This is a genomic window from Acidisoma sp. S159 (genome assembly GCF_009766125.1).
Classification (GTDB): Bacteria; Pseudomonadota; Alphaproteobacteria; order Acetobacterales; family Acetobacteraceae; genus Acidisoma.
Genome location: NZ_LMUG01000048.1, coordinates 54,675 through 76,828, shown reverse-complemented (window position 1 = coordinate 76,828; position 22,154 = coordinate 54,675). Strand labels below are relative to the sequence as shown.

21 protein-coding genes and 1 tRNA gene are annotated in these 22,154 nt (G+C 65.8%); 6 read left to right on the top strand and 16 right to left on the bottom strand.

Annotation, left to right across the window (positions count from 1 at the left end; translation table 11 throughout):
* Position 1 precedes the first annotated feature (1 nt).
* The 5 genes from rpoH to GSQ92_RS15395 all read right to left on the bottom strand — a co-directional run bounded on the left by rpoH (position 2) and on the right by GSQ92_RS15395 (position 4,291).
* The gene (gene rpoH, locus GSQ92_RS15415) at positions 2–910 is read right to left on the bottom strand and encodes an RNA polymerase sigma factor RpoH (protein ID WP_174246649.1); all 909 of its coding nucleotides are present in this window, start codon (positions 908–910) and stop codon (positions 2–4) included.
* A gap of 268 nt (positions 911–1,178) precedes the next feature.
* On the bottom strand, positions 1,179–1,730 hold the full coding sequence (locus tag GSQ92_RS15410) for a phage holin family protein (protein ID WP_158802695.1): 552 nt from the start codon (positions 1,728–1,730) through the stop codon (positions 1,179–1,181).
* Between the two features lie 17 nt (positions 1,731–1,747).
* Complete coding sequence (locus tag GSQ92_RS15405) at positions 1,748–2,056, bottom strand: YqjD family protein (RefSeq protein ID WP_158802696.1); 309 nt, start codon at positions 2,054–2,056, stop codon at positions 1,748–1,750.
* Between the two features lie 109 nt (positions 2,057–2,165).
* Entirely contained in the window at positions 2,166–3,260 is a 1,095-nt protein-coding gene (locus GSQ92_RS15400) for a HAMP domain-containing sensor histidine kinase (protein WP_159013661.1), read from the bottom strand.
* Positions 3,260–4,291 (bottom strand): hypothetical protein, encoded by a 1,032-nt coding sequence (locus GSQ92_RS15395; protein ID WP_158802698.1) that lies wholly within the window; start codon positions 4,289–4,291, stop codon positions 3,260–3,262. The genes GSQ92_RS15400 and GSQ92_RS15395 overlap by 1 nt, the downstream gene beginning before the upstream one ends.
* A gap of 156 nt (positions 4,292–4,447) precedes the next feature.
* On the opposite strand from GSQ92_RS15395, the gene GSQ92_RS15390 reads away from it, so the two are divergent.
* Positions 4,448–4,522, top strand: a tRNA-Val gene (locus GSQ92_RS15390).
* A 273-nt stretch (positions 4,523–4,795) separates the two neighbouring features.
* Positions 4,796–5,692 (top strand): fructose bisphosphate aldolase, encoded by an 897-nt coding sequence (locus tag GSQ92_RS15385; RefSeq protein WP_158802699.1) that lies wholly within the window; start codon positions 4,796–4,798, stop codon positions 5,690–5,692.
* Positions 5,693–5,734: 42 nt separating this feature from the next.
* Here GSQ92_RS15385 and GSQ92_RS15380 read toward each other — a convergent pair whose 3' ends face one another.
* Entirely contained in the window at positions 5,735–6,811 is a 1,077-nt protein-coding gene (locus GSQ92_RS15380; protein WP_158802700.1) for a pyridoxal-phosphate dependent enzyme, read from the bottom strand.
* 165 nt (positions 6,812–6,976) lie between these two features.
* On the opposite strand from GSQ92_RS15380, the gene GSQ92_RS15375 reads away from it, so the two are divergent.
* The gene (locus tag GSQ92_RS15375; protein ID WP_371418559.1) at positions 6,977–7,708 is read left to right on the top strand and encodes a GntR family transcriptional regulator; all 732 of its coding nucleotides are present in this window, start codon (positions 6,977–6,979) and stop codon (positions 7,706–7,708) included.
* Positions 7,709–7,903: 195 nt separating this feature from the next.
* Here GSQ92_RS15375 and GSQ92_RS15370 read toward each other — a convergent pair whose 3' ends face one another.
* The 6 genes from GSQ92_RS15370 to GSQ92_RS15345 form a co-directional block, all read right to left on the bottom strand.
* Positions 7,904–9,016 (bottom strand): extracellular solute-binding protein, encoded by a 1,113-nt coding sequence (locus GSQ92_RS15370; RefSeq protein WP_158802702.1) that lies wholly within the window; start codon positions 9,014–9,016, stop codon positions 7,904–7,906.
* Positions 9,017–9,072: 56 nt separating this feature from the next.
* Entirely contained in the window at positions 9,073–9,900 is an 828-nt protein-coding gene (locus GSQ92_RS15365) for an ABC transporter permease subunit (RefSeq protein WP_254065591.1), read from the bottom strand.
* Positions 9,897–10,757 carry an ABC transporter permease subunit gene (locus GSQ92_RS15360; RefSeq protein ID WP_254065592.1) on the bottom strand — a complete coding sequence of 287 codons (861 nt, stop codon included), beginning with the start codon at positions 10,755–10,757 and terminating at the stop codon, positions 9,897–9,899. Before GSQ92_RS15360 ends, GSQ92_RS15365 begins: the two co-directional genes overlap by 4 nt.
* A gap of 47 nt (positions 10,758–10,804) precedes the next feature.
* Positions 10,805–11,914 carry an ABC transporter ATP-binding protein gene (locus GSQ92_RS15355; protein ID WP_158802704.1) on the bottom strand — a complete coding sequence of 370 codons (1,110 nt, stop codon included), beginning with the start codon at positions 11,912–11,914 and terminating at the stop codon, positions 10,805–10,807.
* A gap of 184 nt (positions 11,915–12,098) precedes the next feature.
* Entirely contained in the window at positions 12,099–13,997 is a 1,899-nt protein-coding gene (locus GSQ92_RS15350) for a hypothetical protein (protein WP_158802705.1), read from the bottom strand.
* Positions 13,998–14,011: 14 nt separating this feature from the next.
* The gene (locus tag GSQ92_RS15345) at positions 14,012–14,965 is read right to left on the bottom strand and encodes a mitochondrial fission ELM1 family protein (protein WP_158802706.1); all 954 of its coding nucleotides are present in this window, start codon (positions 14,963–14,965) and stop codon (positions 14,012–14,014) included.
* Between the two features lie 113 nt (positions 14,966–15,078).
* Between GSQ92_RS15345 and argE the strand changes: the two genes are divergently transcribed.
* The 3 genes from argE to ydiK all read left to right on the top strand — a co-directional run bounded on the left by argE (position 15,079) and on the right by ydiK (position 18,718).
* Entirely contained in the window at positions 15,079–16,269 is a 1,191-nt protein-coding gene (gene argE, locus GSQ92_RS15340) for an acetylornithine deacetylase (protein WP_159013660.1), read from the top strand.
* Complete coding sequence (locus GSQ92_RS15335) at positions 16,266–17,240, top strand: succinylglutamate desuccinylase/aspartoacylase family protein (protein ID WP_158802708.1); 975 nt, start codon at positions 16,266–16,268, stop codon at positions 17,238–17,240. Before argE ends, GSQ92_RS15335 begins: the two co-directional genes overlap by 4 nt.
* 380 nt (positions 17,241–17,620) lie before the next feature.
* Complete coding sequence (gene ydiK, locus GSQ92_RS15330) at positions 17,621–18,718, top strand: AI-2E family transporter YdiK (RefSeq protein WP_158802709.1); 1,098 nt, start codon at positions 17,621–17,623, stop codon at positions 18,716–18,718.
* A 17-nt stretch (positions 18,719–18,735) separates the two neighbouring features.
* Here ydiK and GSQ92_RS15325 read toward each other — a convergent pair whose 3' ends face one another.
* From GSQ92_RS15325 to argJ, 4 genes are read right to left on the bottom strand one after another with little or no spacing between them, the layout of a single operon-like run.
* Positions 18,736–19,056 carry a multidrug efflux SMR transporter gene (locus GSQ92_RS15325; RefSeq protein ID WP_158802710.1) on the bottom strand — a complete coding sequence of 107 codons (321 nt, stop codon included), beginning with the start codon at positions 19,054–19,056 and terminating at the stop codon, positions 18,736–18,738.
* Positions 19,057–19,083: 27 nt separating this feature from the next.
* Entirely contained in the window at positions 19,084–19,836 is a 753-nt protein-coding gene (locus GSQ92_RS15320) for a molybdopterin-binding protein (protein WP_158802711.1), read from the bottom strand.
* Between the two features lie 34 nt (positions 19,837–19,870).
* Positions 19,871–20,899 carry a bifunctional GNAT family N-acetyltransferase/(deoxy)nucleoside triphosphate pyrophosphohydrolase gene (locus GSQ92_RS15315; RefSeq protein ID WP_254065593.1) on the bottom strand — a complete coding sequence of 343 codons (1,029 nt, stop codon included), beginning with the start codon at positions 20,897–20,899 and terminating at the stop codon, positions 19,871–19,873.
* A gap of 13 nt (positions 20,900–20,912) precedes the next feature.
* Positions 20,913–22,148 carry a bifunctional glutamate N-acetyltransferase/amino-acid acetyltransferase ArgJ gene (argJ, locus tag GSQ92_RS15310; protein ID WP_159013659.1) on the bottom strand — a complete coding sequence of 412 codons (1,236 nt, stop codon included), beginning with the start codon at positions 22,146–22,148 and terminating at the stop codon, positions 20,913–20,915.
* Positions 22,149–22,154: the final 6 nt, after the last annotated feature.

Here is a 22,154-nt window from a genome sequence, read left to right as displayed (position 1 = left end):
GTTACGCGGCGATACGGAGCTTTTCAACCTCGCCGGGCAGAATCTTACGGCGGTCGGCAATCTGCGCCTTCATCGACTTCTGCAGTTTCTCGAAAGCACGGACTTCGATCTGCCGAACCCGCTCGCGCGAGATGCGATACTGCTGCGACAGATCCTCAAGCGTCGTCGCATCGTCTTTCAGGCGCCGCTCGATGAGAATGTGACGCTCGCGCTCGTTCAAAGTCTTCAGCGCATTGGCGAGCAATGCCTTGCGATCCGACAACTCCTCGCGCTCGGCGATTTCGGTTTCCTGGCTGTCGGACTCATCGACAAGCCAATCCTGCCACTCGCCTTCGCTATCCATCCGCACAGGAGCGTTGAGGCTATGATCCGGCGCCGAAAGGCGGCGGTTCATGTTGACGACATCCTGTTCCGGCACAGCCAGCATGTGGGCGATATGCGCGACCTGCTCGGGCTTGAGATCGCCGTCTTCGATAGCCTGCATCTGGCCTTTCAGGCGACGCAAATTGAAGAAAAGCTTCTTCTGCGCGGCGGTGGTGCCCATCTTAACGAGGGACCAGCTATGCAGGATGTATTCCTGAATTGCCGCACGGATCCACCACATAGCGTAAGTGGCTAGGCGGAAGCCGCGCTCCGGATCGAAACGCTTCACCGCCTGCATCATGCCGACGTTGCCTTCGCTTACCAGCTCACCGATGGGCAGACCGTAGCCACGGTAGCCCATAGCGATTTTCGCGACGAGGCGAAGATGAGACGTGACTAGCTTATGAGCGGCTTCGAGATCGCCGTTGTCACGCCATGACTTGGATAGGCTCAGCTCCTCCTCGAAGGTCAGCATTGGAAATTTGCGAATTTCCTGGAGGTAGCGAGAGAGGTTGCCTTCCGGTGCGATATTGATGCCAAGAGCCATCAGGAACTCCTTTAATCTTCGCCGACAACGACCTGAGACTAGCGACGTTTTCGGGCGAAGCGGTTCGACTGTCCTGAACCGTTTATAGAGAGGCGGTCGTTCTTAGACCTCATCACGAGGAAGAGATTATCCCTGAGCGGCGATAACCATCCGGTGATGATAGTGCTGCGCCCACCCCCGGGTGCGACGCAGAAGACAGTCGTTATACGCCTCCGGCTTGCGACTGGTTACAGAAATCCGATGGCAACGAGGCTGGAATGCATCGCTGTCATGAGCGGCGAAACATTGAACGCCATCCACGCCCAGCTGGCGTCTCGGGCCTCACAACATAGCGAGGCCGGGGGCGCAGTAGATTTTGGCCGAAGAGCAGGCCGGCGACTCCAGCGGCCAGCAGGATCGTCCCTTTGTTCTGCCGGAAGGCCCGCCGTCCCTGGGCGATAAGCTCGTCAGGCGGCGGCAGGGCGGAGAGACCGGCGGCCGCCAGCGACGCCGGGGTTGATGAGCGCCGGGTGCGCCGTTCCTGGTCAACAGGGCGCTTCTTGGATTGCATGACGCCCACAAGAAGCACGATTATCGCGAGTAGGATCAGCGCCGCCGCCGTGATCACCGCGGCCCAGACCGGCCCCAGACGGTGCTGCACGAAGATCCAAAGCGCCGCCGCGAGGCAGCCGACGGCGGGAAGAACGATCACCCCGGCGACCAGAATGCAGATGATCAGGACCGCCGTGCGGCGCGCCGCGGCGGCCGCATCCTCGACGATGGTCATGGGATTGAAGGCGAGGGCCGCGCCCAGCCTTACCAGGCGCTGAATCGATGCCATGGACGGGCCCCCGCCCGTCAGCGCGTAAACAGCTTGCTGAAGACGAAGCCGGCGGCGAAGGCGATGAGCAAGCTGGAAATCGGCTGCTCCTCGACATGCTGGCTGACGGCTTCGGCGGAGCGTTTCCCCTGCTTCGACACGTTGTCATACACATTGGCCGCGGTACCGCTGATACGCTCGGCGGCATCCTGACCAATGCGCGAACCCTCCCGCACCGCAAGCTCCTTCATCTGCTTGATGAGGGCGGCGACGTCGTTCTTCAGCATTGCCAGGTCATCCGCGACATTCTTCGCCGTGGTCGGGGAGTCGGACTCGAAGTCGCTCATGGGCCGGGGTCCTTTCGCTCGAACATGCCGCAGCGCGTATTGCTGCATTATGCGAAACACTTGGTGGGAAGCCAGTAAAGCGCAATGATGCCAAGGCCGCCGGGCGGCGTCACGTTGCAGCGGTCAGCTTTTCAAGCTCTCCCAGAAGCGCCGCGGCGTCGATCGGTTTCGTCATATGCGCGAAATACGGCGGCTGCCTGTCAGCCTCCGACGGGCCGTAGCCTGACAGCAAAATTGCTGGGAGAGACGGCCAGCGCCGACGCAGTTGCCGGATGAGTTCCCGCCCTGTCCAATCGCCCGGCAGCGAGAGGTCGGTGATGAGCGCGGCGGGCGCCCCCCCACACTTCTTGACCTGCAGCCACGCTTCCTCGGCTGAGGCAAAGCCCTGCGGCACCCAGCCTTCGTCACGCAGGATGAGGGCAAGATACGAGCGGAGGGTAGGATCGTCCTCGACCAGCAGCACGTCGCGGCAGCGTTCCGTCTCGAGCTTTGGCGATACTCCGCTCCTGTCCAGGGTGATGACGAAGCGGCTGCCCTTGGCCTCGCCGGTCTCGACCGCGAGGAATCCGCCGAGAGACCGGACGAGCGTCGCTACCGAGGCAAGGCCAAGGCCGTGACCCTCCGGTGAGATCGATGGCTCCTCCGGGACGCCATCGAGAAGCACGGATGGAGCCAGTCGCGCGGCGATGTCGGCGGGCATGCCGGCGCCGTCATCCTCCACCTCGATCACGACGCCGCCGGCCACGGCTCTTGTTCTCAGTTCGATCCGGGTGCCGGTTTTGCTCTCGTCCGCCGCGGCGCGCGCGTTTGAAATGAGGTTCATCAGGATGCGGTCGAGGGCTGCCGGATCGGGCAATTTCGTTCCGGGCGGGGCGGCGAGCCGCAGGTCGAGGCGAAGCGCGGGCCCGGCGGCGAGTGTCAGCTCCGGGGCAAGCATGCGGATGCGATCATCGAGCTCCTCTGCGGGGATTGCCTCTGGCGGCACGGGCAGTAGCAGGCGAGCGAGACCCGTCGTCCGACGCGTCATTCGCGCGACGAGGCCAAGCGTTTCTCGCAGCTCGGCGGAAAGATCCGGACGTAGGGCGAGGCCGGTCACCGCGGCCTCGATAACCGCCAGGCTGTTGCGCAGGTCATGGACGAGGAGGGTCGTGCGAAGAGCGGCAACGGGTCCGGTGTCATCGCTAAGGGCTGCGGTGTGGCTCACTAGGGCGCCGGCGGCACGGGCAGCGCCCATAGAATTGGCCGCTGAATGCCGAGAAAGAGCGCAGCCGCGAGCAACTGGGTGAGGACCGCCGCGACAATCAACCCGTGACCAGCTGTCAGCCCGAGGTGGGCACCCCAGAGCGTCCAGGCCAGGAGAATGACAGGCTGGACGAGGAAGATCGCCGGCGCGGTGCTGGCCCAGGCGAGCAGCGCACCCTCCCCCGGCAAGCGCCGCATGCGCTCTCCCATGGCAAAGCATAGCGCGAGCAAAATGAAGCCGAGCATGAAAAGGCCCGGCGTTCGAAGGATGCTGCCGCCGAGCAGCGTCAGCCAGCCGATGATGACGCCGTGCCACCGCACGACGGTGAAATACTTCATGCCGCGGAACAGGCTGGAGGCGAGCGCGAAGCCGAGCGTGAAGTCCACCGGCAGGCGCAAAGCCCAGACCCAGCCGTTGCGGTCGATCCCGGTCCAGAACATGAACCCGTATATTCCGAGTGCGATCGGGGGGACCGATAGGGGGATCTCGGCGGTGTCCGCCCACAGCATGTGGAGGAGCGGCGGCAGCAGCAGGGTATAGGCGAGCGCGAAGCCGATAATGAAGAGCTGAGGGCGGCTCCAGGGGTCATGCCAAGGCCATAGTGCCGGGCCACGCCAACCAGCGGCGAGCTTGAGGCCGACGGCAAGCAGCAGCGCTACCAGGAGCGGCACCGCGAGCCATAGCGCGGTCTGCAGGATTACGCGGCCCGCCGGGCCGAATTCCAGCGTATGGCGGAACTGGCGGCGGAAGTGGAACACCGTCATTCCGGCCACGATCAGCCCGAGGTCGGGAACGACGCGACCCTTCGCGACCACGGATAGCAGGAGCGGATCGGCGCCGACCAACAGGCCGGAGAAGGCCGGCAGTTGCAGTGCTTGCCAGAGAAAATAGGCCCAGGCGGCGAGCAAGCCGAGGCTAAGGACGCCGCGAAAATCGCTCCCCGGCGCCAGGGCCAGTTGCTGCCATCGGACTTCGCTGAGGCGGACCGCCATTTGGTTCATCCCGCTGTAGGTTAGGCTCTGAGCCCATAGGAGCGGGATAGCTACCAGAAGGTTACCATGCCGCAAGCGTGGTTGCATTCGCGCGTGATCAGGCTCTTGCTGCCAGGGCGGAAAGCCCTTAGAGGTCCCGCCGCCGATCCATGGACTGGGTGCGTAGCTCAGCGGTAGAGCATCGCCTTCACACGGCGGGGGTCACAGGTTCAATCCCTGTCGCACCCACCAGTCCGACGGCCCGAACGACCAGGTTCCGGCCTCCGCGCGTTATAGCGCTCTTCGCGGATCAGGTTAGCGCGGCGTAATTTCTGAAGCGTTAATCCAATCCCGGAACCGTAAACATCGTCATGCAATGATCTTCCAATGACGTCGCAATGGCGGCCTGGGCAGAGATTGCGTGGAACTTGAACGCCGTGCCAATACTCTCGCCGGCTCGCGGGCAATCGGTCGAGGCCGCGCGTCTCTCTTGAGCGCAGCGGCCTCAAGTGAAGGATGACGGTCATGGCCAATGAAAAGATGCTAGCGCAAATCTCCGGAAAGGGCGGCTTCATCGCAGCCCTTGACCAGAGCGGCGGTTCGACCCCCGGTGCGCTGCGCCTCTATGGCATTCCGGACAGCGCCTATAGCGGCGATGCCGAAATGTTCCGGCTCATGCACGAGATGCGCGTGCGCATCATGACCTCGCCGGCTTTCACCGGCGCCAAGGTCATCGCCGCGATCCTGTTCGAAAACACGATGGACGGGCTGGCACAGGACAAGCCGGTTCCGACATACCTTTGGGAACAGCGGGGCGTCATCCCCTTCCTGAAGGTCGACAAGGGGCTTGAGGCGGAGGGCAATGGCGTAAGCTTGATGAAGCCGATACCGGGGCTCGATACGCTGCTTACGCGGGCGCTCAAGCTCGGCGTTTTCGGTACCAAGATGCGTTCGGTCATCAACCTGCCGTCGAAAGAGGGCATCGCCGCCATCGTGGCACAGCAGTTCGCGATCGCGGCACAGATTGCCGCGCACGGGCTGATGCCCATCATCGAGCCGGAAGTTTCGATCAAGAGCCCGGACAAGCCCGGCGCGGAAGCCATTCTGCTGGCGGCACTGACCAGCAAGCTCGACGCCTTGCCTGAGGGCCGCCAGGTGATGCTCAAGCTGACCATCCCGGACGTTACGGATCTCTACGCGCCGCTGATCAAGCACAAGCGCGTGGCGCGCGTCGTGGCATTGTCCGGGGGCTATTCGCAGGCCGATGCCTGCAAGCGCCTGGCCGCCAACCATGGCATGATCGCGAGTTTCTCGCGGGCTCTGACCGAGGGCCTTACGCGTCAGATGAGCGACGAGGAGTTCAACACGGCACTCGCGAAGTCCATCGACGCGATCTATCGCGCTTCCACCGAGAAGGTTTGACGTTCAGTCGCGCAAGACGTGCCGGGGCAGCGAAAGGCGGCGTCAGGTTGCCTGGCCGTCGAGGGCCGCTTCCGTCACCAGGATCAGCACGCGGCTATCGGCGCTGAGGCCATAGCCGGCGGCGTCCCGCGGGTTTGCCATGAGTGCCGCGAGGGCGGCCAGGCCAGCGGCGCCGGACGGTGTCGTTGCGGGGCCGCCCTGCTCGCTCAGTAAGCGCGGCGCGGCGGCTAGAGCGGCCTCCGAGAGCGTCACGACCCGCGCGCTGTGGCGTCGCAACATCGGCATGGCAACAGCGCTCGCCTGTCCGCAGGCCAGCATGTCCGCGACGGTATCGAGGCCGCCCGGGACGCGAGGAGGCGGATCCGTGGCCAGGGACGCGGCGATGCAGGCAGCGGCTTCCGGCTCGGTGACGATCACGGCGGCGGGCGGCGCCAGCCATGGTTTGAGCGCCTCCACCATCGCGGCTGCCAAGCCACCGACCCCCGCCTGCACGAAGAGATGCGTGGGGCGCGGATGGGCGGCATCCTCGACCTGGCGCATGATTTCCCAAGCCATGACGCCGTAGCCGGCCATGACGTCCGCGACGACTGGGTCAGACGCGTCGTCGCTCGTATCCGCTATGAGAATGCCTTGCCCTGCCCCGGCCGCCGCATGCGCCGCATCCACCGCGTCATCATAGGTGCCGTTCACCCAAACGATCTCCGCTCCCTGGGCCGCGATCCGCTCGGCGCGAAGGGGCGGCACGCCGCCGTGCAAAAAGACGCGTGCGGCGCCCCCGGCAAGGCGGGCCGCCGCGGCAACCGCCAGGCCATGATTGCCGTCACTGGCGCAGAGAAGCGTCGGCCGCCCGGCGGAGGCCTTCGCCGTGGCTAGCATCCCTGCGATATCCGTGCCAGCCGCCCGGGCAAGCGCGCGCAATGCGGCATAGGTGCCGCCGAGTGACTTGAAACTGCCGAGCATGCGCTGGCCTTCGTTCTTCGCCAATACGCCCCCGACCTCGAGGTGAGCAGCGAGTTTGGGCAGGTCGATCAAAGGCGTCGCCTCGTAGCCGGGCGAGAGGCGCCTCAGAGTTGCGGCGATGATTTCGGGCGTCTCTGGTGGCGGAGGGGGCGTGGTCATAGCCACGACACTCGCAGTATCGATTGTCGCGGGCTACCTGAATGTAGGCTCGTCTTTTTAACGCCCTCGCCCGCGAGCTTCCTGGCCGCCTTTCCTAATTCCCCTGGATGCCTCATGATCCAAGGCCTGCCTGACGTCTGACAACATGCTTGGGGAGCTGGTCTCATCCAACTGCGCAACCCAAAATCGATCGGGCTGCAGGCGCGCGATGCGGTCGTCGAACTGATCTCGCGCGAGGGGCTGAAGGTCGGCGACAAGCTGCCCTCCGAGGCGGAGCTGACGATCAGGGTCGGCGTCTCCCGCCCGACGTTGCGAGAGGCGCTCAGGCTGCTCGAACAGCAGGGACTGGTCCGCACGGAACACGGGCGCGGGCGATTTCTTTCGGCCGCTTCCGCCCTCACCGTCACGCGGCCGATCACGACATACGAGAGCAATACTCAGATGTTGGAGGAACTCGGTTACCGGCCGAGTACCACGGTGTTGTCGGTGCGCGCGGCGACCGCTGGCGAGGATGCCGCCGTCATGGCCGCGCTACAGTGCCCTGCCGATCTGCCGATCCTGTTCATCGAGCGGCTGCGCACGGATGGCGGCTCGCCGCTTATCTATTCCTTGGAGGCGGTGCCGCGGAGTTTTCTGCCGCAGGATTTGCCGCATGACCGGTTCGCGAGTTCGCTGAACGATCTTCTGGCGCTGCAATATCATCGGCCGCGCATGTCGACCGCGTCCATCTCGGCGGTGATGCTCCCCGCGCCGGTCGGTCGCGCGATTGGCTGGACGCGCCGGGATCCGTGGCTGCTCATCACCGAAACCTGCTTCACCGAGGATGGCGCGCCGGTGCTGTACGCGCGCCTCTATCACCGAGGCGACGCGCTTTCCTACAATTTCTCCCGGCGGTAGAGGCCTCGCCCCCTGTCGGGGAGGCTGTGCGATGTTTTGCTGCTGTTATGGCCGATTTGCATTGGCAATCAGCCACCAACGTCATCCTCGGCTAAGGCCGAGGATCCACGCCTTGCTTGCGGCGAAGGCGAAGGCGGGGATGCTCGGCCTTCGCCGAGCATGACGTGGTCAGCTATTGCGCGCGCAGATCGGTTCTTACTGCCCCGCCTTGAAGTTCACCCAGCCGCTGGACACCGCCTGGTTGGCCTCCGTGGTGCGCGGCGTCTGCAGGATCACGCGCTTCATCGTGTCTGCGTCCGGATAGATGGTCGGGTTATGGGCGATGTCCGGCTTCACGCTCGACATCGCGGCGGCATTGGCCATGGGGTAGCCGAGTGAGTTGATGATCGCGGCGCTGTTCTGCGAGTCCATGATGTAGTTCAGGAACAGAGCGGCGTTCTTCGGGTGCGGCGCATCCGTGGTGATGACCATGTTGTCGATATATTCAGGCGTGCCTTCCTTGGGCAGCACGAATTGCAGGTGGAATGTCTTCCCCGCCGCCTTCGCCTGAGCCTGGGCCTGCACATCGTTGCCGACCCAGCCGACGGAGACGCAGATATCGCCGGCGGCAAGCGCGTTCAGGTAGTTGTTGGAGTCGATCGTCCGCACCGTGCCATGCACTGACTTCAGCAAAGCATAGGCTGCGGCGATATCCTTCGGATCCTCGTCATTCGGGCTTTTGCCGAGATAGATCAGCGCGAGCTGGACGACATCCTCGGGCGAATCGACATAGTTGATGCCGCATTCTTTGATCTTGTTGGCAATCGCGGGATCGAAGAGCAGCCGCAGGCTATCGACCGGCGCATTCGGCAACACCTTGTCGATCGCCTCCTTGTTGTAGATGAAGCCGGTGTAGCCGATGATATATGGCATGGCATAGGCATTGCCGGGATCGGTGCCGCTGCTCGAAATCTGGTCGAGAACCTTGGTGTCGAGGTTCTTCCAATTCGGCATCGCCGCCTTGTCAAGCTTCTGGTAGATGCCGGCGTGAATGCCGCGTGGATAGAACATCGTCGACGGCACGACGACATCATAGCCGGTACTCCCGGCCATGAGCTTCGCCTCCATCTCATTGTCGCTGCCGAAGGTGTCGTAGTGAACCTGGATGCCGTATTTTTTGGTGAAATTCTTGAGTGTGTCGGGCGCGAAGTAGTCCGCCCAGTTATAGACGTTCAGGACCTTTTCCTTGTCCATGTCCTGCGCAAGGACCGGACCGGCCGCGAAAACGGTCGCCATCGTGAAGGCGGCGGCGAGTAGTGCATTTCTCATGATCGCAGTCTCCCTGGGGTTGGCTCGATAGAACGGGTCAAAGTCGGGCTGCCGGGTCACTCGGATCCGGCACGGGTGGATCGCCATCTTTGCAACATGGCGATGCCGAAGGTGACGAGCACGGCGGCGACCACGAAGAAGGTCGCGAGCGCGTTGATGTCCGGCTTCACGCCATGCCGAACGAGCGAGAAGATCAGCAGCGGCAGGGTGGTGGAGCCGGGGCCGGAGGTGAATTGGGTGATGACCACATCATCCAGGCTGATCGAGAAGCCGAGCAGGAAGCCGGCGATCATCGCGGGCGCGATCATCGGCACCGTGATGAGGAAGAACAGCGGCACCGGACGGGCCCCGAGATCCTGCGCGGCTTCCTCGATGGAACGGTCGATACCGGCGAGGCGTCCCTGCACCACAATCGCGGCGAAGGCTGCGGTATAGGTGATGTGGGCGAGAATGATCGTGACGACGCCTCGCCCATGCGGCCAGCCGGTGAGTTTTTCCGAACCCACGAAAAGCAGCAGCAGCGACACCGCGAGCACGATCTCGGGCATGACGAGCGGCGCCGTCGCCATGCCGGCGAGCAGAGTACGTGTGCGGAAGCGGCCGAAGCGCGACAGCACATAGCCGACAAGGGTGCCGAGAATCGTGGCGCCGATCGCGCTGAGCGTAGCGATTTCGAGCGACAGCCGCGCGGCCCGCAACACGTCGTCGTTTTGCAGGAGCTCGGCGTACCAGCGGAGCGAGAATCCGCTCCATACGGTGGTCGAGGTCGAGCGGTTGAAGGAATAAAGAACCACCAGGATGATGGGCGCGTACAGAAAGCTGAAGCCGGCGACGAGCACGCCGAACAGCAGGCGCCGGCCGGCCGGGGTCAGCGTGGCGTTCAAGCCCGGGCCTCCGCGGCAGCCGAACGGGCGCGTTCCACGAAAGCAAGCGGCAGGAGCAATAGCAGGACCAGCGCCACCGTGGCGGCAGAGGCGATCGGCCAATCCCGCGCGACGAAGAACGAGTCCCACAGCACCGGCGCGATCATCAGATTGACCGCGCCGCCAAGAATGCGCGGGATGAGATACTCGCCTGTCGCGGGAACGAAGACGAGCAGCGCACCGGCCGCGACACCCGGCAGGGACAGCGGCACCGTGATGGCCCAGAAGGCACGGAAGGGCCGCCAGCCGAGATCGCTCGCGGCTTCCAGCAGCGACCAGTCCATCTTCTCGAGTACGGCGTAGAGCGGCAGGACGAAGAACGGCAGATAGCAATAGACCATCCCGATATAGATCGAGGTCGAGGTGTTCATGATGCGCAGCGGATGCGCGATCACGCCCAGCCATATGAGCAGGTTGTTGAGCAGACCATTGTCTTTGAGGATGCCGATCCAGGCGTAGATGCGGATGAGGAAGGATGTCCAGAACGGGATCGTCATCAGCAGCAGAAGGCTCGGGCGGGCGGAGGGTCTGGCGGCGGCGACGGCATAGGCCAGCGGATAGCCCAGAAGGATGCAAAAGATCGTGGTGATCGCGGCGGTTTGCAGCGAGCCGAGATAGGACAGAACGAAGATCGGATCGGACAGGAGCTGCGAGAAATTCTCGAAGGTCAGCGTGATGGCGAGGCGCATGCCGTCGAAGGTAAACATTGGCGCGTAGGGCGGGATCATGTCGGACAGGCGCGACAGCGAGATCTTCAGCACGAGGAAGAAGGGGATCATGAAGAAGATCACGTACCAGCCGAGCACGAGCGCGATCACGACGCTTCGCCTGTCGCGCGGCAAACGAAACAGGGTGCCCCAGCGCATCAGGGCCCGACCAGAACGTTTGAGGCTGGGTCCCAGCTCACCTCGACGGCTTCGCCGCGCGGAAAGGCTCGTCCATCCGTTCCCGCGCTGAGCTGCGCGACCTGAACAACGGCACCGCCTTCGAGCGCCACACGGTAGAGATGCCGGTCGCCCGCGAAGGAGTGATGCGACACGATGCCGGCGAAGCACCCGGATGACGGCGCCGCAGGTTCGGGGGGCGAGATCGTCATGCGTTCAGGCCGCACCGCGAGCGCAACCTTGTCACCAACAGCGAAGCCGCGATCGGCGGCCTGCAAACGGGCCGAAAGCGTCGCGCATTCCACCGTCGCGATGCCGGCGCTGATTGAGGCGACGACGCCCTCGAAAAGATTGACCGAGCCGATGAAGTCGGCGACGAAGCGGTTGCGCGGCTTGTCGTAGATTTCCGTCGGCGTGCCGATCTGGACGATGCGGCCTTCGGACATCACGGCGATGCGGCTCGACATCGTGAGTGCCTCGTCCTGGTCATGCGTGACGAGAACGAAGGTGATGCCGATCTGCTCCTGGATCGCGACGAGTTCCATCCGCGTGCTCTCACGCAATTTGCGATCGAGCGCGGAAAGCGGTTCGTCCAGTAACAGCACCTGGGGGCGCTTGACGACGGCGCGGGCCAGGGCCACGCGCTGCCGCTGACCACCCGACAACTGTTGCGGCATGCGGCGGCGCAAATCCGACATGCGGATGAGTTCGAGCGCTTCATCGACACGACGGGCAATCTCCGGCCGCGCCAGCCGGTCCCGGCGCAGTCCGAAAGCGATATTCCCCTCCACCGTCAGATGCGGGAAGAGCGCGTAGGACTGGAACATCATGTTGACCGGCCGCTCATAGGGCGCGAGGCGGGTGACATCCCGGCCGCCGATGAGAATGGAACCCTCGTCGGGGCGCACGAAACCGGCGAGCGACCGTAACAGCGTTGTCTTGCCGCAACCGGAGCTGCCCAGGAGGGAGAACAGCTCGCCGCGCTCGACAATCAGATCGATGTCACGCAGCGCGTAGTGGGTGCCGTACCGCTTGGTCAGGCCCCTGATCTCGACCGGGGAACCAATATTCGCATCCGCTCGCGCGGCCATCGTCACGCCCGGATTTCGGCGCTCGGCGGCGCGGACCGGCGGTTCAGCCGGAAGCCAAGGAACAAACAACGACGCAAAAACGACCTCCAATGGCTCGCAAACACATCAGACGTCAGACTACGCAGTCCAGCCATGCCGTCAACTTGACCATTGGCGGCGAATCAGCCTGTGGACGGTGGGCCGGTTAGAACCCGAACATGTGGTCGAGCGAGAAACGGCCGCGCGGATCGATCAGGCCGTGGTAGCCGAAGAGACGGCAGGTCGTGTCGCGGATGAGCACGTAGCCGCGCGAGCCGGCCTTGTTGAGCAGGTCGGGGCCGAAAACCCGGTCAGGCCGCACCAGCGCCGACCCGGAGCAAGCGATCGACAGAGCCTCCTCGGCCAGCACCTCGCCCTCCCCGTCATGCAGGATGAGCGCGGTCTGCGAGCGCGGCTTCCAGGGCGCCGAGGCGGAGTAGATGAGATGCGCGAAGCTGGCGCGCTGCTCGTCTCCCAGCTTGAGGAAAAGGCGCGTGCTCAGACCGGGCGGCGGCCCGGAATAGGATTGCGGCTCGCCTTTGTAGGTCATCAGCGTGTTGAAGATATGCGCGCCGAAACTGGTTTCGGCGGCATGGCTGCCATCGCGCGTCTCATAGCGCATGAGGGCATGCAGCCAGCCATTCGCGCTGCCGCCGTCACGAAAGTCATAGACCAGCTCGGCATGGCCACCGAGATCCGCGAGAGCGCCACTGGGCAGCATTTCCTCGAGATCGACGGCGGTCGCATGGTCGCGCGGCAGGCAGCCGAGGAAATGCTGGCCGAGCGATCTGCCTTCGCTGTCGAACAGGTCGATGCGCAACGGAAGATCGCTCTCGGTCTCGGCCATCGGCGTCGGCAGCACGATGCTGCGATAATCATTGCGCGGCAGGATCGGCAGCGGCAGCAGAAAGCCCCGGCCGAGTGCGTTGGAGAGCGCCGGGATGCCCGGATCAGGCTGGAGATCGGCCCGCTCGACATTGACATGCGCGATGCGCGTGCGGCCGCCGCGAATGACCTCGTAGCGCGGCCGCACGACATGGCGGCCGCTGCGGAACTCGACCTGTTCCGGCCAGCGGAGACCGGGCAGCAGCTCCGCGACATCGATGGCGCGGCTGGCGAAGGAGCCGATCGGCTCGTCCAGCATGACCGGCGCCTCGCGTCCCATACGGTCGAGCGCCAGGCTGCCTGCGGGGATGGGCGAGCCGTGGCTGTTCTGCACCCAGAGTAGCACACGCTCGTCGGGTCGTGGCGCGGGCAGGCCGGCATAGCGGTCGGACGGCCAGGCGTTGGCGTCGTGGGTGCAGGAGAGGCTTTGCTCGGCACCCTCGCCGATGGTGTCGACGGCGTATTTCACAATGTCATGGCCGGCCACGCCGATCGCATGGATGAAAAGCTGGCCGGTGAATTCGCCGAGGCCGAAGCGGGCGCGGATCTCGCGGCTGTCGAAGACGATGCCGCCCGCGCCAGCGGGCGCGGCCTGCTCCCAATTCGCCAGCACCTCGCCCGCGGCGCCGAACAGGCGGAGGCAAAAGCGGACCGATTTCGCGCCGTAGCCCGCCCAGTAATTGGCGGTGACAACCCGTGTAGAGAGTCCCGCCGCGTCGCGGAAGAAGGCGAAGTTCATCGCGAAGTTCAACGGGTCGAGGTAGCGCTTGGGATTGGTGAGCCGCTCCTCCGGCAGGCGCAGCTCGTCGAGGCTCAGCACCTCGATCGTCTCCGGAAGCAGGTCGCGCAACAAGGCGAGCGGGCGGCGGGCGTCGAAGCCGGCGAGCAGCACGGTGCGCGCGCCACTGGCGGCGAGATCGAGCAGCGGCTCGGCCACCAGCCCGGCGCGGATGGCGCCGACATGGCGAACGTCCTGGACGAAAAGCGAAGTGACCGGGAGCGACGGGTATAGAGTGAGAAGTGCGGCGGCCACGCCTTCGGGGTCGAACAGCGCGACCGGGCCGCGATCCCGCAGCCGCTCCGCCAGGACAGCGACCCGCTCGGCGGCAAGGGGATGAGCCAGCGCCTTGTACAGAACATTGCCGCCGCGCACCGCGTCGAAGGTCTGGATGTCGAGCATCTGTCCCGCCTGTCTCAGAAGCCGAGCCTGTGGCGCATTTCCTGCGCCGCCGCTGGCGTGTCGTCCAGAGGGGTGACCGGCCAAGGCTCGAACCGGCCGGCGAAAGGCCGCACGCGGCCCTCGGCGATCAGCCCATCGACAAAGAGGCCGATGCGGCGCGAGCGGCCCGGCAAGGCGGCCAGCATGACCGGCGCCGTGGTGGCCGCCGCCTCCGACACCATCGACACGGAGTCGGTGGTGACCACGATCATATCGGCGAGGGCGAGCATGCCGTAATAGGGGTTGTCGCCCGTGCCGTCCCAGACGGCGGCGCCGAGCGGCACGAGGGCGCTGCGCAGGATTTCGGTGGCCGCCGGATCCGTGCGGCGGGAGGGCGTGAGAACCAGGCCGACACCATCCGCGGCCATCATGGCGGCGAGAGACTTTGCCAGACCCTCGGCGACGCCAGTCGTCAAGCGGAACCGGCCGTTGGTGCCACCGATGAGAACGGCAACGAGCGGGCGGGGCAGATGCGCGAACCGCGCCTGCCACAGCGCCGCCTCCTCGGCCAGCCGCGCCGGGGTTACGCGGTGAAGCGCGGTTCGGGTGGTGATGACATTCGGCCCGGTCACCTCGTCATGCCGGTTGACGACCACCAGGTCGAAGCGCCGCAGCGGCATGCGTGGATGCTGGACATGGACGACACGTTGCCCGCCCGCCCGCAGTGCTGCGCCTACGGCTCCCGCCATCCCGCCGCAGCCGACGACGACATCCGGCAGCCTGCCTGCCAGGGCGTCCCGGTTCACGGCCGCCAGCGGCCAGGGCCAGCGCGGCGGAGAGATGAAGTTCCAGGGGAAGCGGGATGTTAGCGTGCGCAGGTCAGGCGTGAGACCCGCCGCTTCCGCCAGGCCCAGGGCCTGTGCCTGCAAACCGGCATAGGGTTCGCTCAGAATCCAGGATGTCGGAGCAGCTTGCGAGGGTGGGGACATGGCGGCGGTTTGTCGTCCGCTGGGACCTCAGCGTCAACGGCATTGCCTAACAACAGATCTTTCATTCCGAACGGCGGTTGCTGGTTGGAGCAGCGCGTATAGGATGGCCCGTCATGCACTCCGACGCGCCGCCTGCCACTACCGAAGCCCGCCGTATGACGACGGTGGAGATGCTCGACCAGCTCATCGCCTTCGATACGACGAGCCGCAACAGCAATTTGCCGCTGATGGATTTCGTCGGCGACTATCTGCGCGCCCATGGCGTGCCTTTCCGCGTCAGTCACGACCCCACCGGGCAGAAGGCCAATATCCATGCGGTGATCGGCACACCCGGGCCCGGTGGTCTCGCGCTATCCGGCCATGTCGATACCGTGCCGGTCGAGGGCCAGGACTGGGCGAGCGACCCTTTCCGGCTGCGGCGGGACGGCGACCGCCTGTATGGGCGCGGCACCGCTGACATGAAGGGCTTCGTCGCCGCCTGCCTGAGCGCCGTCCCCGATTTGCAGGCGGCCCGGCTGGCGCGGCCCGTCCACCTCCTCATCACCTATGACGAGGAAGTCAGCTGCGACGGCGCCCGGCGGCTGATCGAGGATGTTGCCGAAAGCGGCTGGCAGCCGGCGCTTTGCGTGGTCGGCGAGCCGAGCCTCATGCAGCCGATCACCGCGCATAAGGGCCGGATGGCTCTGCGCGTCTCGGCGCGCGGCCGGGCGGGCCACTCCTCCACTCCGGATCGCGGGGTCAATGCCGTGACCGCCATCGCCGAGGCGGTGCGCTGGGTGGCGCAGCGGCAGCGGCGATTTGCCGCCGAGGGTCCGTTCATCGCGGGTTTCGAGCCGCCGCATAGCACCGCCCATGTCGGGGTGATGGGCGGCGGATCGGTGATCAACATCATTCCGGACCAGGCCTGGTGCGACATGGAGTGGCGCACGGTGCCGGGCGACAACTTCGACCGCGAGACGGCGGCGCTGCGCGCCTATCTCGCCACCGAGATCGAACCCGCAATGCATGCGGTCGATCCCGAGACGGGGTTCACGATCGAGGTGCTTAATTGGATTCCCGGTCTCTCGACCGCGGATAATCACGCGGTGGTCGATCTGGTTCGCCAGGCGACGGGGGCCAACGGGGCCGGCAAGGTGTCATACGGCACCGAGGCCGGGCTCTATGACGCGGCGGATATCCCAACGGTCGTCTGCGGTCCGGGTGATATCGCGCAGGCCCATCAGGCGGATGAATGGATCGCGGAGAGCCAACTCGTGGCCTGCGACGCCTTCATTCGCCGCGTCGCCCGTCTGGCCTGCGGATGATCGCGAGCGCCTCCCTCGCATTGCCGCCGCTGCCGCAATTCGCGGTCGAGCTGACGCCGCCCGATCTCTCGCCCTGGAACGCGGGCAATACCGGGATCGAGGGCTTCACTACCCGAGACAGCGGGTCGCCGGGTCCGCATCTTGTTCTCGTGTCGCTGATGCATGGCAACGAGCTGGCCGGGGCGATCGCGCTCGACCGGCTGTTGCGGGCGGATCTGCGGCCGGCGCGCGGGAAGCTCACCTTCGGCTTCGCCAATCTCGCCGCGTTCCGCCGCTTCGATGCGGCGGAGCCTGTGGCATCGCGCTATGTCGAGGAGGATCTCAACCGCGTCTGGGATCCGGCTTGGCTTGAGGGCGGGCGGCGGTCGCTGGAGATCGACCGGGCGCGGGATATGCGGCCCCTGATCGATACGGCGGATGCGCTGCTGGACCTGCATTCGATGCTGTGGCCCTCCATCCCGCTCATCCTGTGCGGCCCCACCGCACGCGGCCGCCAACTGGCCCAGGCGGTCGGAACGCCGGGGCTGGTGGTGTCGGATGCCGGTCACGCCAATGGGCGGCGGCTGATCGACTATGCGCCCTTCTCCAATCCGCATACGGCGCAGCGCGCGATCCTGGTCGAGGCCGGCCAGCATTGGGAGGAGCCGACCGTTGCCGCGACGCTGCGCGCGATCGGCGGCATGATGCGCACCCTGGGCATGGCGGCGAAAAACGAGCCAAGGCTGCCTCCCGTGACGGAGGATCCCCCTTCGCTCGCCGAGGTCACGGCGGTCATTACCGCGAGCACCGGCAGTTTCACCTTCACCCGCCCGTTCCGTGGCGGAGATCTGATCCCTCGCCGCGATACCCTGCTGGCGCTGGATGGCGGCATCGAGATCCGCACGCCTTATGACGACTGCCTGCTCATCATGCCAAGCCTCCGCCCCAGCCGAGGCCACACTGCGGTGCGGCTGGCGCGGCGGATGGGGTAGTATTCCGGGATTTCGTTGCGCGCCTCCCAGAGCGGGCAAGGTTTTCTTCGGAGCAAATCCCGGCGCGGATGGATGTCCCAGAGCGAGATGATCGACTACTGAACGGCGACAAGGTTTCGTCATGGCACGCGAAGGCCTGCCATCCACGCCTTCACCTTCGTGGAGAAAGGAAGCCGTGGATCCTCTGCCTTCGCCGAGGATGACGATACGGAACGAGAACCGTTCAACCAAAGACATCGTGCTCTAGGACCTTTGTTAATGCCTTGGCTCGTACCTGCGTGTTTCTGACCAACTGATCAATCCGGCACTCACTGACAGAGCATCAGCCGTCCTTCGGCGAACTGCGTATGTCCCGAGAATTTGCAGCGTGAAAGCCACCCATGCCCCAGCCGGCGCCGAGCCATGATCTGACGCGGACCGTCTTCGCCGTCCTGATCATCGGCATACTCATCATCGTCACGCTTTGGGTGGTGCGGCCCTTCCTGCCCGCTTTCATCTGGGCTGTGACGGTTTCCGTCGCGACCTGGCCGCTGCTGCAGCGGATGCAGCGGTTGCTGTGGGGAAGTCGTGGATTGGCGGTGGCGGTCATGACGCTGATCGTCCTGATCGTCTTCGTGCTGCCGTTCTGGCTCGCGACCATCACCATCCTCGGGCATGCGGGAGATCTGGCGGCCCTGGCGCAGGCCGCAGTCAGCTTCCGGCTGCCGCCGGCGCCGCATTGGCTCGAGACGCTGCCGCTGGTCGGTCCCAGCTTGGCCGAGCTGTGGCGGGATATCGATGCAAGCGGCCTCAGCAAGCTTGCGCCGACGCTACGGCCCTATGCGGGTTTGGCGATCGGCTGGCTGCTGGGCAGCATCGGCGGCCTGGGGCGCCTGCTGATCCAGTTCCTGCTGACCGTCGTGATTGTCGCCCTCATCGATGTCCATGCCGAAGCCGGGGTCCGGCTGCTCGACCGCTTCGGCCGCCGGCTCGCCGGAGAGCGCGGGGAGGAGATGGTGCGGCTGGCCGGGCGCTCCATCCGCGCCGTGGCGATGGGAGTGATGGTGACCTCGCTGGTCGAGACGCTGATCGGTGGCCTGGGGCTTTGGATAACCGGTGTGCCCTTCGCGGTGGTGCTGACGGCGGTGATGTTCGTGGTCTGCGTCGCGCAGGCCGGGCCAGGGCTGGTGCTGATCCCAGCCGTGATCTGGATGTTCGTCTACGGCGGCACAACGATGGCGGTGGTTCTGCTGCTGTTCACGATCCTGGCGATCGTGCTCGACAACGTGCTGCGGCCGGTCCTGATCAGGCGGCAGGCGGATTTGCCGCTGCTGCTGATCCTGGTCGGCGTGCTCGGCGGGCTTGTCGCCTTTGGCCTTATCGGATTGTTCATCGGCCCGGCCATCCTGGCGGTCAGCTACACGCTGATGCAGACCTGGATGGGCGATCCGCCGGCGAAGCTCAGCGCGGCCGACGGGAATGCGACGATCGCCCAATAAGGCTCGCGACGGGCTTCTTACCCCGATGTCGTCAGCCGCAAGCCAATGGTCCCGGCGATGATGGCGGCGATGGAGAGAACGCGGGCCACGGTGATCGGCTCGCCGAGGAGAATGACGCCGGTCACCGCCGTTCCGATGGTGCCGATGCCGGTCCAGACCGCATAGCCCGGACCGAGCGGCAGGCTCTTGAGCGAGAAGCTCAGCGCGAGGAAGCTCATTCCGGAGACCACTAAGGTGATCGCGGACGGCAAGAGGCGCGAAAAGCCTTGGGATTGCTTCAGGAAATAGGTCCAGACCGGCTCACACAGGCCAGAGAAAACGATCAGCAGCCAGGCCACCTCAGCGCGACCGCGCGCGCGTGGTCGTCACACCGGCTCTCCCTGAATGGGCGCCAGGCCGAGACCCGCCATGAGGGCGGTGACATCGGCCGTCGCCGCCTCGGCCTCCGTGACATCGGTGCCCTTGCTGACGATGGCGACGCCATGGCCGGCGTCACGCGCGAAGGGATAGCTGCCGACATCGAGCTCCGGATAGCGGTTCTGGATCGCCTCCAGGCCAGCGGCGATGGTGCCCTCCATCAGTCCCATCGCATAGACGGCGCGGGAAATGACCGGCTTGCCGCCAGCCAGGGTCGGCGCGAGCGCGTCGAACATCGCCTGCATGATGCGCGGCACCCCGGCCATGACATGGACATTGCCGATGCTGAAGCCAGGCGCCGCGGAGATCGCGTTTTTGATCAGCGTGGCGCCGCGCGGCATCGTCGCCATGCGGCGGCGGGCGGCATTGAACTCGCCTTTGGCGTAGCGCGCCTCCATCAGGGCGAAGGCCTCCGGGTGGATTTCCCAGGGCACGCCGAAAGCCGCCGAGATGCATTCGCTGGTGATGTCGTCATGGGTCGGCCCGATGCCGCCGGTGGTGAAGACATGGTCGAAGGCGGCCCGCACTTCGTTGACGGTGGCGATGATGGTCGCGGCGATGTCGGGGATGACCCGCACCTCGCGCAGCGGAATACCGATCTCGCCGAGGCGTGTGGCGAGGAACTTGATGTTGATGTCCTGCGTGCGGCCGGAGAGTATTTCATTGCCGATGACGAGAAGGCAGGCGGTCGGGTTAGGCATGGAGCCGGAGCCTCCTTCGGGGTCGTTTTCGTGCTTACAGGAAATCGCGCAGCATCGGCAGCAAGGGTTTATCGGCGGGCAACATAGGGAAATCGGCGAGTTCATCCGCCCGCACCCAGCGCAAGGTTTGCCCTTCCCTTGCCGATGGAATGCCCTGCCAGCGGCGGCAGAGGAATAGAGGCATGAGCAGATGAAAGCGCTCATAGGCGTGCGAGGCGAAGGCGAAGGGCGCCAGGCTCGACCGTGACAGTTCGATACCGAGTTCCTCGCGCAGTTCGCGGACCAGCGTCGCTTCCGGGCTCTCGCCGGGCTCCATCTTGCCGCCGGGGAACTCCCAGAGGCCCGCCATGGCGCGGCCCTCGGGACGGCGGGCGATCAGCACGCGGGTCTCGGCATCGACCAGGGCACAGGCGGCGACGAGCAGCATGGGCAGCCCGTTCTCCAGCGCCGGCGGGCTCGGGGCAGGCGTCTCCAAGGCGGCGAGAGCCGGGATATCGGCCCTTGTCGCGGTGAAACTCAGCACCGGCTGCTTGCTGCCGCGCGCGCGGAACATCTCGCGCCCGGCGCCCGTCTCGCGGAAGCCGATGCGGCGCAGCACGGCGGCGGAGGCGGGGTTGTTGGCCGCCGCCACCGCCTCGACCTCGTCGAGGTCGAGATTGGCGAGGGCCCAGCGCAACATGCGGCCGGCGGCCTCGGTGGCGACGCCATGGCCCCAGTAGCGCCGGCCGATCCAATAGCCGAGCGTGGCGCGCCGCTTGCCCTGCACCAGCTTGAGGCCGACCGCGCCGATCAGGAGTTCGCTTCCGTCCTCCCGCCCCGTGATCGCGAGGTGGAAGGCGCGGCCCTCCCGTCGCTTCTTCACGGCATCGGCGAGCCACTCCTGCGCGTCCTCGAGGGGATAAGGGAAATGGACGGTCTGCAGCATCCGGCAGACCTCCCAGTCATTGAGGAGGCGGTGGAGGTGTTCCGCATCGGCGGGTTGGAATGGGCGTAGCAGGAGACGCTCGGTGGTGAGGGTCGGATACGACTCCTCCGCCGCGCTTTCACTCGCGCTGGTTTTCACGCTGAGGGGGGCCTCAGCTCCGATAGCTTCCATTGATGTCGATGTAGCCGTGCGTGAGGTCGCAGGTCCAGACAGTCGCGGCGCCTTCGCCGAGGCCGATATCGACGGCGATGAGGATCTCCCGCCCCTTCATATGGGCGACCACCGGGGCCTCGTCATAGCCGGCCACCACGGTGCCATCGCGGGCCATCCAGGTGCCGCCGATGCCGACCGCCAGACGGTCGCGGTCGGCGGGTTCCCCGGCTTTGCCGACGGCCATGACGATGCGTCCCCAGTTCGCGTCCTCTCCGGCGACGGCGGTTTTGACCAGGGGCGAATGGGCGATGGCGAAGGCGATGCGCTTGGCCGAGATGGCAGAGACAGCGCCCGTCACCTCGATGCGGATAAGCTTCTGCGCGCCCTCCCCATCCCGCGCGACTTGCAGGGCGAGATCGGCGAGCACGGCGTTCAAAGCCTCGGCGAAACCCGCAAGGGCGGGGTCGTCTGCGCTGCTGACCGCCGGATGCGCCGCCTGGCCGGTGGCGAAGAGCAGAAGGGTGTCGCTGGTCGAGGTGTCGCTATCGACTGTGATGCAGTTGAAGCTGGGCGCGACGCCGCGCTCCAATAGCGTCTGCAGCACGCTCGCGGGGATCGCGGCGTCGGTGGCGACGAAGCTCAGCATGGTCGCCATGTCGGGGGCGATCATGCCGCTGCCCTTGGCGATGCCGTTGATGGTGACCGCCGTGCCGCCGATGCGGGCGCGGCGGGTGCTCGCCTTCGGAAACGTGTCGGTGGTCATGATGGCGCGGGCCGCGTCTTCCCACCCGTTCTCGCCGAGGGCGGCGTGGAGCGCGGGGAGTGCCGCGGTCAGGCGCTCATGCGGCAGAACCTCGCCGATCACCCCGGTCGAGGCGACGAAGACCGCGGCGGGCGCGCAACCGGCGAGTGCGGCAGCGGCCTCGGCGGTGGCGCGCACGGTTTCGGCGCCGGCGCGGCCCGTAAAGACATTGGCGTTGCCGGCATTGACCACCAGCGCGCGGGCGGCGCCGGCGGGCAGCACCTCCCGGCACCAGTCGATCGGCGCGCCGGGGCAGAGGTTGCGGGTGAAGACGCCAGCGACAGTGGTGCCGGGCGCGAAGGCCATCATCATGAGGTCGCGGCGCCCGCGATAGCGAATGCCGGCCTCCGCGGCCCCAAGCCGGACGCCCGGCACGGGGCCGAGCAAGGGCAAGGGAACCGCGAGGGGCGAGACCTCGGTGATCTTGGCCATGGCGCC